15 protein-coding genes are annotated in these 15,804 nt (G+C 60.9%); 7 read left to right on the top strand and 8 right to left on the bottom strand.

The genetic code is table 11. From position 1 onward, the window contains the following. The first annotated feature begins 42 nt into the window (after positions 1 to 42). The 5 genes from WNZ15_RS22125 to WNZ15_RS22105 all read left to right on the top strand — a co-directional run bounded on the left by WNZ15_RS22125 (position 43) and on the right by WNZ15_RS22105 (position 5,960). Positions 43 to 1,602, top strand: a complete 1,560-nt coding sequence (locus WNZ15_RS22125) for an ABC transporter ATP-binding protein (protein WP_342895270.1) — start codon at positions 43 to 45, stop codon at positions 1,600 to 1,602. Beyond that, a complete protein-coding gene (locus tag WNZ15_RS22120; protein ID WP_342895193.1) occupies positions 1,602 to 2,690 on the top strand; it encodes an ABC transporter permease in 1,089 nt (362 codons plus the stop codon). Before WNZ15_RS22125 ends, WNZ15_RS22120 begins: the two co-directional genes overlap by 1 nt. Further along, positions 2,683 to 3,597 carry an ABC transporter permease gene (locus tag WNZ15_RS22115; protein WP_342895192.1) on the top strand — a complete coding sequence of 305 codons (915 nt, stop codon included), beginning with the start codon at positions 2,683 to 2,685 and terminating at the stop codon, positions 3,595 to 3,597. Before WNZ15_RS22120 ends, WNZ15_RS22115 begins: the two co-directional genes overlap by 8 nt. Positions 3,598 to 3,811: 214 nt before the next feature. Then, positions 3,812 to 4,876 (top strand): BMP family ABC transporter substrate-binding protein, encoded by a 1,065-nt coding sequence (locus WNZ15_RS22110; protein WP_342895191.1) that lies wholly within the window; start codon positions 3,812 to 3,814, stop codon positions 4,874 to 4,876. Between the two features lie 145 nt (positions 4,877 to 5,021). Next, positions 5,022 to 5,960, top strand: a complete 939-nt coding sequence (locus WNZ15_RS22105) for a patatin-like phospholipase family protein (protein WP_342895190.1) — start codon at positions 5,022 to 5,024, stop codon at positions 5,958 to 5,960. A gap of 6 nt (positions 5,961 to 5,966) precedes the next feature. On the opposite strand, the gene WNZ15_RS22100 is transcribed toward WNZ15_RS22105, so the two are convergent. Further along, entirely contained in the window at positions 5,967 to 7,616 is a 1,650-nt protein-coding gene (locus tag WNZ15_RS22100; protein ID WP_342895189.1) for an alpha/beta-hydrolase family protein, read from the bottom strand. 452 nt (positions 7,617 to 8,068) lie between these two features. Between WNZ15_RS22100 and WNZ15_RS22095 the strand changes: the two genes are divergently transcribed. Both WNZ15_RS22095 and WNZ15_RS22090 read left to right on the top strand, forming a co-directional pair. Beyond that, a complete protein-coding gene (locus tag WNZ15_RS22095; protein ID WP_342895188.1) occupies positions 8,069 to 9,631 on the top strand; it encodes an EAL domain-containing protein in 1,563 nt (520 codons plus the stop codon). A 239-nt stretch (positions 9,632 to 9,870) separates the two neighbouring features. Then, positions 9,871 to 10,278, top strand: a complete 408-nt coding sequence (locus WNZ15_RS22090) for an NUDIX domain-containing protein (protein WP_342895187.1) — start codon at positions 9,871 to 9,873, stop codon at positions 10,276 to 10,278. Between the two features lie 125 nt (positions 10,279 to 10,403). Here WNZ15_RS22090 and WNZ15_RS22085 read toward each other — a convergent pair whose 3' ends face one another. Genes WNZ15_RS22085 through WNZ15_RS22055 form a run of 7 tightly spaced genes read right to left on the bottom strand, consistent with a single transcriptional unit; the run spans position 10,404 to position 15,777 of the window. Then, positions 10,404 to 10,628: a hypothetical protein gene (locus tag WNZ15_RS22085; RefSeq protein WP_342895186.1), complete on the bottom strand. Its 225-nt coding sequence runs from the start codon at positions 10,626 to 10,628 to the stop codon at positions 10,404 to 10,406. Beyond that, positions 10,625 to 11,140: a hypothetical protein gene (locus tag WNZ15_RS22080; RefSeq protein WP_342895185.1), complete on the bottom strand. Its 516-nt coding sequence runs from the start codon at positions 11,138 to 11,140 to the stop codon at positions 10,625 to 10,627. The genes WNZ15_RS22085 and WNZ15_RS22080 overlap by 4 nt, the downstream gene beginning before the upstream one ends. Positions 11,141 to 11,144: 4 nt before the next feature. Then, positions 11,145 to 12,356 (bottom strand): agmatinase family protein, encoded by a 1,212-nt coding sequence (locus WNZ15_RS22075; protein ID WP_342895269.1) that lies wholly within the window; start codon positions 12,354 to 12,356, stop codon positions 11,145 to 11,147. Positions 12,357 to 12,379: 23 nt separating this feature from the next. After that, positions 12,380 to 13,219 carry an ABC transporter ATP-binding protein gene (locus tag WNZ15_RS22070; protein WP_342895184.1) on the bottom strand — a complete coding sequence of 280 codons (840 nt, stop codon included), beginning with the start codon at positions 13,217 to 13,219 and terminating at the stop codon, positions 12,380 to 12,382. Further along, positions 13,216 to 14,037: an ABC transporter permease gene (locus tag WNZ15_RS22065; protein WP_342895183.1), complete on the bottom strand. Its 822-nt coding sequence runs from the start codon at positions 14,035 to 14,037 to the stop codon at positions 13,216 to 13,218. Before WNZ15_RS22065 ends, WNZ15_RS22070 begins: the two co-directional genes overlap by 4 nt. Continuing rightward, positions 14,028 to 14,729 carry a hypothetical protein gene (locus WNZ15_RS22060; protein ID WP_342895182.1) on the bottom strand — a complete coding sequence of 234 codons (702 nt, stop codon included), beginning with the start codon at positions 14,727 to 14,729 and terminating at the stop codon, positions 14,028 to 14,030. The genes WNZ15_RS22065 and WNZ15_RS22060 overlap by 10 nt, the downstream gene beginning before the upstream one ends. Next, on the bottom strand, positions 14,722 to 15,777 hold the full coding sequence (locus WNZ15_RS22055) for a 2-oxoglutarate and iron-dependent oxygenase domain-containing protein (protein ID WP_342895181.1): 1,056 nt from the start codon (positions 15,775 to 15,777) through the stop codon (positions 14,722 to 14,724). Before WNZ15_RS22055 ends, WNZ15_RS22060 begins: the two co-directional genes overlap by 8 nt. Positions 15,778 to 15,804 lie beyond the last annotated feature (27 nt).

Below are 15,804 nucleotides of genomic sequence, written 5' to 3'. Positions count from 1 at the left end.
ATTCGCTCGGGGGACAGCGTGGCAGAAACGAGAAATTCAAGGTTGGACGACGGCACGGTCCGGCAAGACAGGTCCGGAACGGACACGTTGCTGGATGCCAGGGGTCTGACAAAACGATTTGGCGACATTCTCGCCAATGACCGGATCGACCTTGTCATCAACAAGGGTGAGATCCACGCCCTTCTGGGTGAGAACGGCGCCGGCAAATCCACACTCGTCAAGATGTTCTACGGGTCTCTGGAGCCGGATGCCGGCGAGATCCTGTGGCAGGGCCGTGCTGTCGGGATCGACAATCCGGCGGCGGCCCGTGACCTCGGCATCGGCATGGTCTTTCAGCATTTTTCGCTGTTCGAGGCACTGACCGTCGTTGAAAACATCGCACTTGCCCTGCCCAGACCCGGCCGGATGGCGGATCTCGCGAACCGCATCGAGACGGTTTCCCGCGACTATGGCCTGCCGCTCAATCCCGCCGACATCGTCGCCGACCTGCCGGTGGGCATCCGCCAGCGGATCGAGATTGTCCGTTGCCTGCTGCAGGAACCACAGCTCATCATCATGGATGAACCCACTTCCGTGCTGACGCCGCAGGAAGCGGACCAGTTGTTCCTGACACTCGGGCGGCTGGCATCGGAAGGCTGTGCCGTTCTTTATATCAGCCATCGTCTTGAGGAAGTGAAACGGATTTGTCACCACGCCACCATCCTTCGCCACGGTCAGGTTGTGCGCGAATGCGATCCGACACTGGAAACGCCGGCGTCGCTCGCCAGCATGATGGTCGGCGCCGATGTGGCCCCCGTGAACGCGGGAGCGCAGAAACCTGAATTTGGCGCGGCACGTCTCAGTTTGCAGAACCTCTCCGCCAGGGCGGCAACGCCTTTCGCCACTGCGCTGAATGACATCTCGCTGGACCTGCGCGCCGGAGAGGTGGTTGCCATTGCCGGAGTCGCCGGAAACGGCCAGGGAGAACTCTTCGATGCGATCTCCGGCGAGGTTCCGCTGGCCCCGGACATGGTCCGGATCGACGGCAAGCTGTGCGGCAACAAATCCATCACATGGCGGCGCCAACAGGATGCCGCCTTCGTTCCGGAAGAACGGCTCGGCCACGGTGCCGTGCCGGGCATGAAGCTCTCTCGCAACATCGTCCTGACGCGCCACAGCACCGCTGACGGCCTGATCACCGGCGGCTTGGTGTCGACAGCCCGGGCAAGCGCCCTGGAAAAACGCATCAAGAAGAATTTCGATGTGCGCATGTCCCACGACGATCCCGAGGCGCGTTCCCTTTCGGGGGGCAATCTGCAAAAATTCGTTGTCGGACGCGAACTTGACCGCAAGCCCGGCGTTCTGGTTGTCAACCAGCCCACCTGGGGCGTGGATGCGGGCGCGGCGGCCTTGATCCGGCAGGCCCTGATCGATCTGGCCCGGTCCGGCTCCGCCGTTCTGGTGATCAGCCAGGACCTCGACGAGATCTTCGAGATCGCCGACCGGATCGCGGTCATTTCCAGGGGCTATCTGTCCGTGGCCGAATCCGCTGCCGGAATGACCCGCGAACGTGTCGGTCTTCTGATGGCGGGCGGCGCCGAGACGCAAGGGGAGGTCGCCTGATGCGCATCGAACTGGTCAAACGCAAGGAACGCAGCCAGCTCATGTTGCTGCTGTCGCCCTTGATCGCCATCGCACTCACGGCACTCGCAGCCGGACTCATTTTCTCAATATCCGGTCACAACCCTCTGATTGCGTTGTACAAGTTCTTCATCGAACCACTCACACAACAATGGTCCCTCGAAGCGACCATCGACAAGGCCACCCCCCTGGTCCTGATCGGCTGCGGACTGGCGGTCTGCTATCTGTCCAACAACTGGAACATTGGCGCAGAAGGCCAATTTGTTGTCGGCGCCGTGTTCGGATCGGCCCTGCCTGTCCTGTTTCCGGAGTTTGAAACCGCCGCGACCCTGCCGTTGATGCTCCTTTTCGGAGCCATCGGCGGTGCCTTGTGGGCGCTGATACCCGCCGTCCTGAAAGCCCGGTTCAACACCAACGAAATCCTGACAAGCCTCATGCTGGTCTATGTCGCGAGCCTGATCCTGGACTATCTCGTGCGCGGCCCCTGGCGGGACCCGGGCGGCTACAACTTTCCTGAATCCCGCATTTTCTCGGATTCGGCAACGTTGCCCGAGGTTTTCGGCGGCCTGATGAGCCTGTCGACGCCCATCACCCTTGTCATCGCCGTGAGCCTCGCCCTTGTTCTGGCAAAAACGCTCAAGGGATTTGAAATCCGGGTCATGGGCGAAAGCCCGCGGGCGGGCAGTTTCTCGGGTTTTTCAGCCCGAGGCCTCACGCTGTTCTCATTCGCTCTGGCAGGTGCGCTGGCCGGTCTGGCCGGAACCATGGAAGTCTCGGGCGGGCTGAACCAGTTGCTGCCGGTCATTTCTCCGGGCTATGGCTTTACCGCAATCATCGTGGCCTTTCTCGGGCGTCTCAATCCGTTCGGCATCATTGTCGCGGGGTTCGTGCTGGCACTGTCCTATATCGGCGGGGAGGCCGTGCAGTCGGCCATGGGCGTGTCCAACAAGATCGCCAGCGTGATCCAGGGGCTGTTGCTGTTTTTCGTTCTCGCGTGTGACACGCTGATCCTCTATCGCTTCCGTCTGACAAGGCGGTGGTCCGCTGCCCGGGAGACCGCCCATGTTTGAAGCTGTTCTTCTCACCGTCATCACCGCCGCCACACCGCTGCTGATTGCAGCGACCGGCGAACTGGTCTCCGAACGCTCCGGCGTCCTCAATCTGGGCGTGGAAGGCATGATGATCATGGGCGCCGTGGTCGGTTTCGCGGTCGCCAACCAGACCGGATCGGGGGCGCTCGGTGTGATCGCCGCCATCGCCGCCGGCATGGCCATGTCCGCCCTGTTCGGCTTTCTCGTGCTGGTTCTGGTCACCAACCAGGTGGCGACGGGTCTTGCCCTGACCATTCTCGGGATCGGGTTTTCCGGACTGATCGGCGAGGCCTACATCGGCGTGCCCGGCCTGAAACTGCCGGAACTCTTCATACCGGTCCTTTCGGACCTGCCATTTGTCGGTCCGGTGCTGTTCCGGCAGGATGCCATCGTCTACCTGAGTTTCGCCCTGGTGGCCGTCGTTGCCTATGGTCTGTTCCGCACCCGCCTCGGCCTCGTGCTGCGCGCCGTGGGTGACAATCACGGCTCGGCGCATGCCCTTGGATATTCGGTCATCCGGGTCCGCTTCGCGGCCGTCCTGTTCGGCGGTGCCTGTTCCGGGCTTGCGGGCGCATATCTGTCGCTTGCCTACACGCCGCAATGGGTGGAAAACATGACCGCGGGGAGGGGCTGGATTGCGCTCGCCCTGGTGGTGTTTTCGTCCTGGCTGCCGCTCCGCGTGGTGGTCGGCGCCTACCTGTTCGGCGCCGTCAGCGTCCTCAATCTGCATGCCCAGGCCGTGGAAATCGACATTCCGTCCCAGTTGCTGTCCAGCTTGCCGTATCTCGCAACCATACTGGTGCTGGTGCTGATCTCGGCAAACCGCAGACTGACGCTGGTCAACACACCGGCCTGCCTCGGCAAGCCGTTTGTACCGGACCGCTAGGTCACGAATTCACACTTGAGGATGAATTGGCATCGAATTTGCTAAATATCGTCAGGAAAAACGAACAAAGCTGGCAGTTTGTCGGCTAAAACGCGCTGGCACCGCAAGGTGACACCATTCGTCGTCCTCCGGACAGCCCGCTCCCGCGCGATCTCGGGAACGGGACAGTAAGCAAGATCGCAAAAAGAGATCAAACCACAGGGGAACGATCCAGATGAAATCTCTACTGAAAACCACTGTTGCCGCCATCGCGTTTGCCGCGGCCGGCTCCGCCGCCAACGCTGCCGATGTCAAGGCCTGCTTCATCTATGTCGGACCGGTCGGCGATTTCGGCTGGTCCTACCAGCACGACCAGGGCCGCCTGGCTGTCGAAGCGGAATTCGGCGACAAGGTTGAAACCGCCTATCTTGAAAGCGTGCCGGAAGGGCCCGACGCAGAACGCGCCATCGAGCGCTTCGCACGCGAAGGCTGCAACATCATCTTCACCACCTCGTTCGGCTACATGAACCCGACCATCAAGGTGGCGAAGAAATTCCCGGACGTGAAATTCGAACACGCCACCGGCTACAAGTCCGCCGACAACGTGGCAACCTACAACTCCAAATTCCACGAAGGCCGCTACATCATCGGCCAGATCGCGGCGAAACAGTCCAAATCCGGCGTTGCGGGCTACATTGCCTCCTTCCCGATTCCCGAAGTGGTTTCCGGCATCAACGCGTTCCTGCTCGGCGCCCAGTCCGTCAATCCGGACTTCAAGCTGAAAGTCGTCTGGGTCAACACCTGGTTCGACCCGGGCAAGGAAGCCGATGCGGCCAAGGCCCTGATCGACCAGGGTGCCGACATCATCACCCAGCACACAGACTCCACGGCGCCGCTGCAGGTTGCCCAGGAGCGCGGCGTCCATGGCTTCGGTCAGGCCTCCGACATGATCAACTTCGCCAAGGATGCCCAGTACACGGCCATCATCGACGACTGGGCACCCTATTACGTGCATCGGGTTCAGGCGGTTCTGGACGGTGCCTGGGAGACGGGAAGCACCTGGGACGGCCTTGCTGAAGGTCACGTGGTCATGGCGCCTTACACCAACCTTCCGGACGATGTTGTTGCGATGGCCCAGGCCACCGAAGCGAAAATCAAGGGTGGCTGGGAACCCTTCACCGGCCCGATCACCAAACAGGACGGCTCCGTTGCGGCCGAAGACGGCGTCACGCTCGATGACGGCGCGATCCTCGGCATGAACTGGTACGTGAAGGGCGTCGACGACAAGCTGCCGCAATAAGACGCAAGCGGCTCGGGACCGGAACAGATCTTCCGGCCCCGAGCCGCATTGACAGGGTCGTTTCAGATTGGCGCGTCCTTGTATTTGTTACAGGACCACCGGTCCGTGACACGACCGGCACGGAAGACAATCCGGTTTGTTCAAGATGATCCAACGTCGTGACCTAATGCTTGGAGCGATTGCCGCCGGCGGCGCGGGACCGGTCCTCAACGCCGCTGCGGAGGACACGGCCGTGTCCGGGCCATCTCCGCTTTTGTCAAGACCGGACACGTTCAGCCTTGCTCTCGGCGGCGGCGCGGCCAAGGCCTTCGCACACATCCCGGTTCTGGAAGCCATGGACGACCTCGGTGTCAGGCCTGCGGAAATCGCGGCGACCTCGATGGGAGCCATTCTCGGCGGTTTCTACGCCAGCGGCCTGAGCGGCCGCGAAGTCCGGGAAATCACGGTCGACCTGTTCACCCGCAAACCGCAGTTGCTGCAGAAACTGTTCTTGAAGAACGGCCGCACCTGGGCGTCCCTGTTCAACATGATGCGCCCGGCCATCATCGATCCTGTCGTGCTGTTCGAAACGGTGTTCCCCGACGGCGTGGCAGACAGCTTCACGGACCTCAGGGTGCCGATGAAGATTATCGCGACGGACTTCCATACCCAGTCCCAGGTCGTTCTGGATCGCGGTCCGTTGCTGCCGGCGATTGCCGCCTCGTCATCCTTGCCCATGCTGCTGACACCGGTCAGCATCGACGGGCGGGTGCTGATCGATGGCGGTTTCGTCAATCCGACCCCTTTCGATGTCCTGCAGGGCAACGGTCATCTGGGCATTGCGGTGGATGTCACCAGCAGCACATTCGCCCGACGCAAGGGGTTGCCAAGCGGCCTGGACACATGGATCGGTTCGATTTCGATTACCATGCACTCGCTGGTGGCGGCGAAACTGGCCTGTTCCCGGCCAGATCTCCTGATCGAGCCCCCCGTCGGGCAGTTCAAGACCATGGACTTCTTCAAGATCGAAGCCATCCTGACCGCAGCCGAACCAGCCGGGGAAGCTTTCAAGCGCGGCCTGGCCGCGCTGCTCGATCGTCCTTGAAAAGGCTCAAAAGGCCGGCGCCCGCTTTTCGAAAATCACCTTGAGTTGCCGCGCCCGCTCCGGCGTCCAGCCGTCTGGAGCGATCAGCGCCGCCCACGCGTCGATATAGTCCGGCGCGACATAATAGTGCCCGAAGCGGGGCACATCGAGCGCGAACATGGAATCCAGCGCCAGTTGCAACATGGTCACCACGGGAAACCAGGAAAGCTCGTCCGTGACATCCGGCGCTCTCGGCATGGACAGCCAGGCTGGCGGCCTGATGGCGCTGTCGAAGGTGAAGTTGACGATCGGGTCGCTGCCGTAGTTGAGAAACACCGCGCGCACAGGTCCCCAGGGCGCAAAGTCACCCGCCAGTCCGCCATATTGGTCCATCACCCGGATCAGGGAACCATTGCCGAGCGCCGGCCGCCAGGAAGGACTGTCCGCATTCCTCTGATCGCGCACGGCAGCCCAGTATTGTGAAAAAAACGGTGACCCTGCCCACAGGGCCCCGTGAATCGGATCACTCAACAAATCGAGCACGGGCAGGGTCGCCTGGGAGTTGAAAGCGCCCTGGCTGAGGCCATGCACATAGAGCCTCGGACGGGATTGCTCCGGTAATCCGGTCCAGTGATCATAGATCGCGTCAAACAGCACACGGGACTGCTCGACCCCATAGTCCGGATGGGCCAGCAGGGAGAGAATGCTCGTCAGATAGGAATACTGCACCGTGACAGTTGCCACATCGCCGCCGGTCATGAAATCGAGAGTGTCGTGTGCGCCGGGATCCATCCAGCCGGTCCCCACTGGAACCATGACGATCAGCACGGAGCGGTCGAACCCGCCCGTTCGCACGAGTTCCGCAAGGGCGAGATCCGCTCGTTGCTGGGCCGTCTCCGCGGACCGCCTGCCGACATAGACCCGCACCGGCTCCTGCACCGGCCCGTCATGGAATTCGGACAATTCTGCAGGCGTGGGAGCCGATGCGATGAAGTGCCGGCCCCAGCGCCCCATTTCATCCCAACGGACCAGAGACTCCGCACTCCCCGTTTTCATCGGATCCAGCGGTTTCGGCGTATCCGGTTCGATCAGGATGTCGGCGGCTAGAAAGGACGCATCGGCGGTCTTGAAGGCGGTGCGGACCAGGGCCCCGTCGATGAGCGCCCAGAAAAGCCAGCCGACCAGACCGATCGAAAGCACGATGCCGACGCGGCGCGGCACCAGTTTTTCCAGCAGGACGGCAACCGAATTCCTGAGCATGCCTGCGCCCCGAAAACACAGCCACAGGCTGAGCGCGATCAGCGACCCGGTTGCGAATATGAAAACCGGAGCAGCCGTCTCGAGTGGAGGAAGGCCGACGGCCTCCCGGGTGGCGTTCTGCCAGCTTGCGGCCTTCGAAAGGGAATAGACCAGAATTCCGGCACTTGAAGCTAACGCAAGCCGGTTCCAGGCCCGTCTGTGCCGCGCCTTGGGTTCGGGAAGCTCCAGATACCGCCAGAGAGCCCTGAGCAGGAGAATGGCTTCGTATCCGAGCGAAGCGGAAACGCCCGCCAGCGCGGCCTGAACAAATGGATCTCGGGGCATCAGGGAGGGTGTCAGCGCGGCACCGAAACTGCTCACCGCAACCACCAGGGCAACCGCGGAAAAACTATCTCTCATGCGCGTCAGGAGCGTCATTGCAGGTCTTCCGGCGTTGTTTATCCCGTTGCAGAGTTTATTGCCTCGGGACCATCGTCAAGGCAGGGCATCACCGCAAGCATCGTAGAGACCCGGAAAACGGCAACCGCCTTGAAAAAACACGCGCAGAAATTACCATGCTTCTTTTTCCATTCAGACGGTTTTAACAGTTCCCGATCATATCTGGGGGCTTAGGAAAGGTGGCCACACGAGTTCGAATGCGACGCTCGGGGTGGACGCCAGTTTCATGAAAGCCTGTCGGCGGAATATCTGACAAGGAAACTCGTACAGGGGTGCTGCATCAAGGCCTTGCCTTTGCCAACGCCTTGAAATTGCCAAACCGGGGGGCACCGGTTGGCCCGAGACAGACACGGAACCGGGCACAAGGAATTGACGGTCCCAAAGAGGGGTCTGTCATCACAACGGATGGCCCGATGCGGTTTGAAAGACTGTTGAAACTCTTATTTCCAGCTCTGTGGGGCGGTCTCGCTCTGGCTGCCGGCCTGGCGGCCCTGGCTCTTTTGCCTGCAGGCGAAGACACCCAGCTCAGCCGGATCCTGCAGCACGGGCTGGCCTTGGCACTGCTCGTTGCCGCTGTCATCTGGATCCGCCATGTCAACGCTCGAAGCAAGACATGGAAAAACCGTGCAAGAGAGAACGCCGCTCAGGCGGAAGACCTGGCCCTGCGGTTGAATCACGACAACGCAACGGGTCTCATCAATCACAAGGTTTTTGCCGAACGGGTGCGCGCCGCCGCGACCGGACTGTCCGGGAACCAGACCCTGTGTGTTGTCAGCATAGATCTGGAGAGCCGCTGGCCGTCGGGCACGACCTTCACCACGGCTAAGGATGAAGCCCTGCTTGCCGCATCCACCGATCTGATGCGCCACGTGGCTGACCGCCTTGAAGTCTGTTACTGCCTTGCCCGGTCTGCAGGAAAGGGATTTTCCCTGATGGTGGCCTTCGACGAGGACCAGGGCGTTTCGGCACCGGACATTGCAAAGGCAATAACCGATGTCTTCCTTCGGCCTGTCCAGACTGCGCTTGGTGCCTCCCTGATCTCACCGGTCATCGGCTATGCGGTTTCCAACGCCCCGGACCAGGACACAGCCGAACTCATCAACAACGCCAATCTCGCCGTTGCCAATGCGAGCGAAACCAGCCGTTGGCGGACAGTGGCCTACAAGCCGATCATGCGGGAGGAACTGGATCGCCGCACGATCGTTGAGAACGCCCTGTCCTCCGCCATCGAGGCAAACGACTGCCTGCCGCATTTTCAGCCGCAATTCAATCTCACGACCGGGCGCATCTACGGCGTGGAAGCCCTTGCCCGCTGGTATCATTCCGATCTGGGCTGGATTTCGCCGCTTGAGTTCATTCCGATCGCTGAAGGCAACGGTGACATCATTTCACTCGGCTGGCGAATTCTGGAAACGTCCTGTTCGGAAGTGCAATTGCTGCCCGGGGACCTGTCGCTTTCGGTCAACCTGTCCGTAGCCCAGTTGCTGAGCGATGATGTCATGACCATGCTGGAGGAATGCCTGGACCGGTCCGGGCTGCCCGCGTCTCGGCTGAAGCTCGAAGTCACCGAAGCGACCTTGATGAGCGACCTGAAGCGGGTTCAGACCATCCTGAACGACCTGCGCGCTTTTGGTGTGGGCATTTCCCTGGACGATTTCGGTGCGGGCTACTCGGCTCTGTCCTATCTGACCGATTTCCACTGGGACGAGATCAAGATCGACAGATCCCTTGCCACAAGAGCCGTGAAGGACGCAAAACAGCGCGAAATATTGAAACTGGTTCTCGGTATAGCCGAGACCATGGGCTCGGAAGTCATGATCGAGGGCATCGAGACCGTCGAACAACGCGACATTCTGGTCGATTTGGGCTGCACACGCGGGCAGGGCTATCTGTTCGGCGGTCCGATGGCCATCGACGACATCAGCACGCTGTTTTTCCCCGAACGCCAACGCCTGGCGCAGGCAAGGATATCAGGTATCTCCCGGCAGTCCTGACCTTTTCAGGGGACGTCGCGAAGTGTTTCAGCCTCCTTGGCCAGAGCTTTCTACAATCTGGTTTTATTCATTTGCACTCAGCCGGAAGACGAATAACGGTCCGCCCGGGCGGCGATGCGTGGCAAAAAAGATCCCCGGGCGCCATGCAGCATTCCCTCTTTGTGACGGTGGCAGATGAGTCTTCGTTCAGACTGAACGTGCAGCCTGTTTCAGGGCATCCCTGAAAGGAAATAAACTATATGAACACCCGCAAAGTCTGTCCGATTGTTCTCAGGGAAAGAGGAGAAGGGATACAATTTCTGGGATTTGAACATCCCCTGGCAGGATGTCAGCTGGTCAAGGGAACCATTGAGCCAGGAGAAAATGATGAAGATGCGGCGCATAGGGAACTGAACGAGGAAAGTGGCCTGTGCCTTGAGCAAACTTTCAAAAGAATTGGGGTCTCGGAAAAAATTGCTCCCGGACAGGAATGGGTTTTTTATGAGGTAATGCTCCCGAAATCAGCCGAGCGATGGTCCCACCATACGGAAGACGATGGAGGTCATGAGTTCCGGTTTTTCTGGTCAGACCTCGATAGGCCGCTGGATGATACCTGGCATGAGATCTTTCACAGGGCACTGGATTTTTATAAAGACAGGATCTCATGATCCAAGACCTTCCTGGTGTCCGGACAGGCAGAACCCGCCTGTCCGCGTGCGCGTGAGCGAAGGCCCGGCAGCCGCGCGGAGAGCCGCAACAAAGCCCGCCGCGTGCTTTGCGGTTCAACAGAGTGTCAGCCCCGCCTCCGGATCACCTTCCGGCCGGTCGATCGTTTGTACAGGACCAACGCTGCGCCGGCCGCAGCCACCACGCCCAAAAGAAGCGCCATATGGAACGGCGTTCCGAGCAGATGCCCGGCAGCCACTTCCCAGCCGGAAAATCCGTCATGTGATCCGGGATGGGCAAACGCAGGTGCGCTGATGGTTGTCGCAAGTGCAGCTGTCAGGATCTGTTTCATTCTGCGATATCTCCTTGGCTAAGGCGTTGTGTGAGGATCTCGATCAGATCTGTATCTGTCCGCTCGGTCAGCGAGACATAGGTGAAGGACATGGTTTCCCGCGCCTGAACCATCGGTCCGGGGAACGGCAGGTAGACGAGTTCCCTGGAGGCGAAGGCGGGGGAGGCGGTCCCGACCTGCCAGTCGCTCACGATCCTGGCGTCGACCAGGTGCTGAACGAGGTGATCGGTGCCCGGCTTGTGAAACGGAACACCGGCAAGCCTCAGGTAACTGGTCTTGTCTTCCGCGCTCCGGAAACCGTCGATGAAACTCGTGCACAGGGCCTGGATTTCGTCGGCCCTGTCCGTGCTCGAGCCTGCATGCACATGGGAATGCAGATGATCGTGGCCCGCGTGGTTGTGACCGTGCCCGTGAGCCCCGTGCCCGTGAGCCTCGTGACCATGAGCGCCGTCCGCATGTCCAGGCCCGTGCGTGTGATCATGGTGGTGGTGATGATGATGGTCGTGTGTCATGCCGTCATCCCAGGTCCGGACCAGCGGGAATGCTGACAGGCTTGTCGATGATCCCCTTGTGCGAGCCCATCTTGCCGTGGGAGACCAGCGTGCCGAGCACATCGACAATGACCCGGGTCGCCAGAAGCGCGGTGATGTCGGAACAGTCGTAGGGCGGCGAGACTTCCACGACTTCGAGACCGCAGATGCCTTCCTTAGCAACCAGCGAGACCAGCTCGAGGGCTTCGCGCGGCAGGAACCCGCCCGGTTCCGGCCAGCCGGTGCCGGGCACGAAGCCGCAATCGACACTGTCGATGTCGAAGGAGATGTAGACGGCGTCCGCATCCTTCCACGCCAATTCAAGCGCCCGGGCAGCGGTTTCCGCAAGGCCCAGTTCCTCCACGTCGCGCATGGTGAAGATGTTGGTGTTGCGCTGGCGCGCGATCTCGACCCCTTCGCGCGGGACCTGCCAGCCGCCGATGCCGATCTGAACCAGGTTCACCGCCGGAACATTGACCAGATCCGTCGCATGGAACCAGGGGGTCGTGTGCATGCGCTCGTCGAGATCCTTTTCCTGGATGTCGATATGCCGGTCGAAATGCACGATGCCGATGCGCTTCGAGGTGCATTGGGCGATGCCGCGCACGCACGGAAAGCCGATGGAGTGATCGCCGCCGATCATGATCGGCAGCGCACCGGAAGACGCCACGTGGGACACAGCCCGGGTGACCTGGTCGAAGGTTTTCTCGATGTTCGCCGGGATGGTGAAGATGTCGCCGACATCGCAGAGCGTCATCTGTTCGCGCAGATCGACACCCATCTCGTAATTGTAGGGCGTATAGAGCGCGGAAATCTTGCGCACTCCCTGGGGGCCGAAACGGGTGCCCGGCCGATAGGTGGTGCCGCCATCGAACGGAACCCCGATGACGGCGGCATCATAGGCACCGACCTGGGTCACGTCCTCGATATACGGCGCCTTCAGAAAGGTGTTGATGCCTGCGTAATGGGGCAGTTCACCGCGCGCGAATGTCGGGATCGACTTGTCGGTGAGGCTGTCGGATCCGGTCAACCCCATGCGCAATGCCCAGGCCTTTTCCTTTTCCCAGGCGTCGGACGGCAGCAGGCCTTCCTTTTCCGCCGACTTCCAGCCGCGCAGCTGCAGCTTGTCGAAATCCGGATGATGCTGGCGTTGCGCGGGGGCGCGCCGGACGGACCCGGCTGCCATGTGATGGGTCATCGGCCCGTTCCGATCAAACAGTGTCATGGACGTTCCTCGTGAGGGTTTGGTGTTTGTATTCCCGAAGAATGCACGGTCTTCGGGACGCGGATGGTTCCCGCGATTTCATCAAGCAACCGGGCCGATCCTGGCTCCGGTGCCGATAGCGGCAGATCGTAGGTGATGGTCGCCCCGTAGGCCTCGGGCGCCTGGGGGTCGTGGCGGACCTTGTCAAAGACGAGCAGGCGGGTGCCGAGCTTGAAGGCTTCGTTGATATCGTGCGTGACCATGAAGACCGTCATGTCGAACTCTTCCCAGAGCCCGAGCAGCAGGTCGTGCATGTCGGCCCTGATCCCCGGATCCAGCGCGCCGAACGGCTCGTCCAGAAGCAGGATGCGCGGTTTCTTCACCAGTGCCTGGGCGATGGCCAGGCGTTGCTGCATCCCGCCGGACAGTTGCGCGGGATACCGGGTCGCGGCATGCGTCAGTCCAATCCGATCGAGAAGACCTTCGGTTTCGGCAAGTGCTTTTTTCCGTCTGGAGCCGAACAGCCGTCCGGTAACCGGTGCGGCCGCGAATTCCGCAGCCAGGACCAGGTTCTCGGCTACCGTCAGATGCGGAAAAACGGAATAGCGTTGAAAGACGATGCCACGATCCGGTGTCGGTTCCAGCGGAAGCGGCTGACCGGCCAGAAGGATCTTGCCCCGGCTCGGATGCTCCTGGGACAGCAGCATTCTCAGGAAAGTGGACTTGCCGCAGCCGGAGGCACCGACAATCGTACAGAACGTTCCAGGCGCCACATCGAGACTGACCCGTTCCAGAACACGGGTATCGCCGTAGTCCTTGAAGACGCCGTCTACCGATAGAATAATGTCCTTGCTCACAGGCCGCCCCCCTCAAGATGTTTCCATCGAAAGGCAACACGTGAGAGGACCCGCAGCAGATAGTCCATCATGAAGGCAAGCAGCGTGATCCAGGCGACATAGGGCAGGATGATGTCCATCGCCATGTAACGCCGGACCAGGAAAATGCGGTAACCCAGCCCTTCCGTCGATGCGATGGCTTCTGCGGAAACAAGGAAGATCCAGGCCGGAATAAGGCCTAACCGCAAAGCCATGACCGCCATGGGCAGAACACCCGGCACAATAACCCTGGTCGCGATCTGCCAGCTGGATGCTCCTAACGTTTCAGCCTTGATGATCATCTCCCGGGGGATGTCGAGCGCTTCCTTGGCGAGGCACCGGATCATGACCGGCGCGGTCCCGACCACGATCAAGCCTATTTTCGCAGCTTCACCGAGACCAAGAATGATGAACAGGATCGGCAGGATCGTAATGGGGGGTATGAGGGAAAAGGCCGCGACGAACGGCGCCAGCGCCGCTTTGCCATAGGGCAACGTCCCCATTGTCAGGCCAATGACGAGCGCAAGAATCGTGGAGATGCCGAGCCCGGCACCGATCCTGCCCAGACTGGCAAACGTGTCCTTCCAGAGCAGAAGTTCACCGTTTCTCCGGTCCGGTTCGAACGCCATCTTTTCCATTGCAGAGGCCATGGACTGGAGCGACGGCAGCAGCCTGTCGGACGGGTTCTCGGCAAGCCGGGCCTGACTGGCGATGGAGTAGACGATTATGAGGGCCACAAACGGAAGCAGTCCCAGCATCAGCGCCGTCGCACGGCTCGGCTTTCGGTTGATCAGGCGCATCCCGTTTCGCCCCCTGTCCCGGCAAGGGCTTGGCCCTCCAGCCATGGATGTGTCGAGAGCCTTGCGATCCAGCCTTGTGGCGTCCGCTCGCAGAGTGTGAGCGCCAGGCTGGCCTGCCACAGGAGATGTTCGCGGCTGCGGGATCCCGGCTCGGTATAAAGGTCAATGTCTTCCGGCGCGTCGCCGCGCAGTATTATCTGAACAGCCCAGTTCCCGGAAGCCAGGAAGATGCCGTCAAGCTCGGCGCAAACCGCCTGGGGAAGATCTTGCGCGGGCCGGGACCCGGCAAGGCATTCCCAGTGTTCGGTGTAGTCTTCCGCGATGCCCGTCTCGACAATGAAGTCCTCGCGTTCGAACCGCATCCGCGCGACATCGAGTGCGGTACCGGGATTGAGATCGAACAGCCGGGACCAGGTGCAGATATGGCCTTCGACACGGGTGACGCCGCAAAATCCTTCCTGACCGGCAATGAAGCGCAATTGTTCGAGGCTGCAACCGGCGAGCGAAGACACGCCGGCAAAATCCGGCCGGTCTTCGGGAATGCGCAAATCCGCATGCCACAAACCAGTCTGAAGCCAATAGACCTGCGCCGGCCGGTCGTTCGTCAGGCTTCCGGCGCCACGCTTTTCCAGCAGGGTGCGATGCCAGAGGCCCTGCCAGGTCTTCGGCAGCTCCTTCATCCGCTCAAGCATCCGCGTCCGCCTTCTGCCGGGCTTCCTGCCCGAACGAAGACAATTCCTTGGCTCCTTCCGGCAGGCCTATTTCGCCGCGTTTCTGCTTTTCGATGAGATAGGTAAAGCTTTGCATGGTTTGCGCCAGAAGGTGGTCGCCGGCCCTGATCGGCCCGAAACCGGGCTTTTCATTCTTCGCGACGAAAGCGGGCAGGGGTTCAACCACCGTGTCGTAGTCGCAGGCGAAAAACAGCGGGAAGGAATAGCGTTCCTCCTTGACCTTGCGCACCCGATGGGACGTGGCCACGAAGCGCCCGTTGGTCCACACTTCCATCATGTCGCCGATATTGACCACGTAAGCGCCGGGCAACAGCGGCACGTCGATCCACTCTCCAGCCCCGTTCATGACCTCCAGACCGGGTGCGGTCGGCAGAAGCAGCGTGAAACATTCGTAGTCCGTATGCGCCCCGATGCCCGGGCTGTCGGTCGCCTCTCCATTGTGGGGATAATGAAGAAGCCGGAGCTGGCTCGGCGGACAGGTGACGTATTTGTCGAAAAAATGTTCATCCTCGCCAAGAGCGAGCGCAAACCCGCGTAGCAAATGGCGGCCAAGATCGAAGACGGCATCATAATAAGTGCTGATCGCGGACTGGAAACCGTCAAGGTCCGGCCATTGATTGGGCCCAAGGAACGGCGTTCCGGCCTTGACCAGCGGGTGATCGGCCGGGACTTCCGGCCCCAGATCGAGGGCCTCCTTGGTATCGCCCTTGCCATCCGCCATGACCTCTTCTCCAGGAGGCACATAACCGCGATGGTTTGTCGATTTTCCGATGTAGATCGCCATCTTTTGTTCGTCGGAAAGCGCGAAGAACTGCTTTGTCAGGTCGATCAGGCTGCTGCGCACATCCGGCGCAACCCCGTGCCCGCTCACATAGAAAAACCCGACCTCCCTGGCGGCCTTGCCGAGTTCGCCGGCAGCGTCCAGCCGGTCCTGCCTGTTTGAGGAGAAAAGGCCGGAAACATCCACGACTGGAAGTTCGGTGAAGGCCAGTGGCGATCTGGAAGCCATGAGAATGCCCGTTTGATTGAGGGTCCA

The organism is Roseibium sp. AS2 (genome assembly GCF_038900065.1).
In the GTDB taxonomy this organism is placed as follows: Bacteria; Pseudomonadota; Alphaproteobacteria; order Rhizobiales; family Stappiaceae; genus Roseibium.
This window is presented reverse-complemented; position numbering and strand designations above follow the sequence as displayed.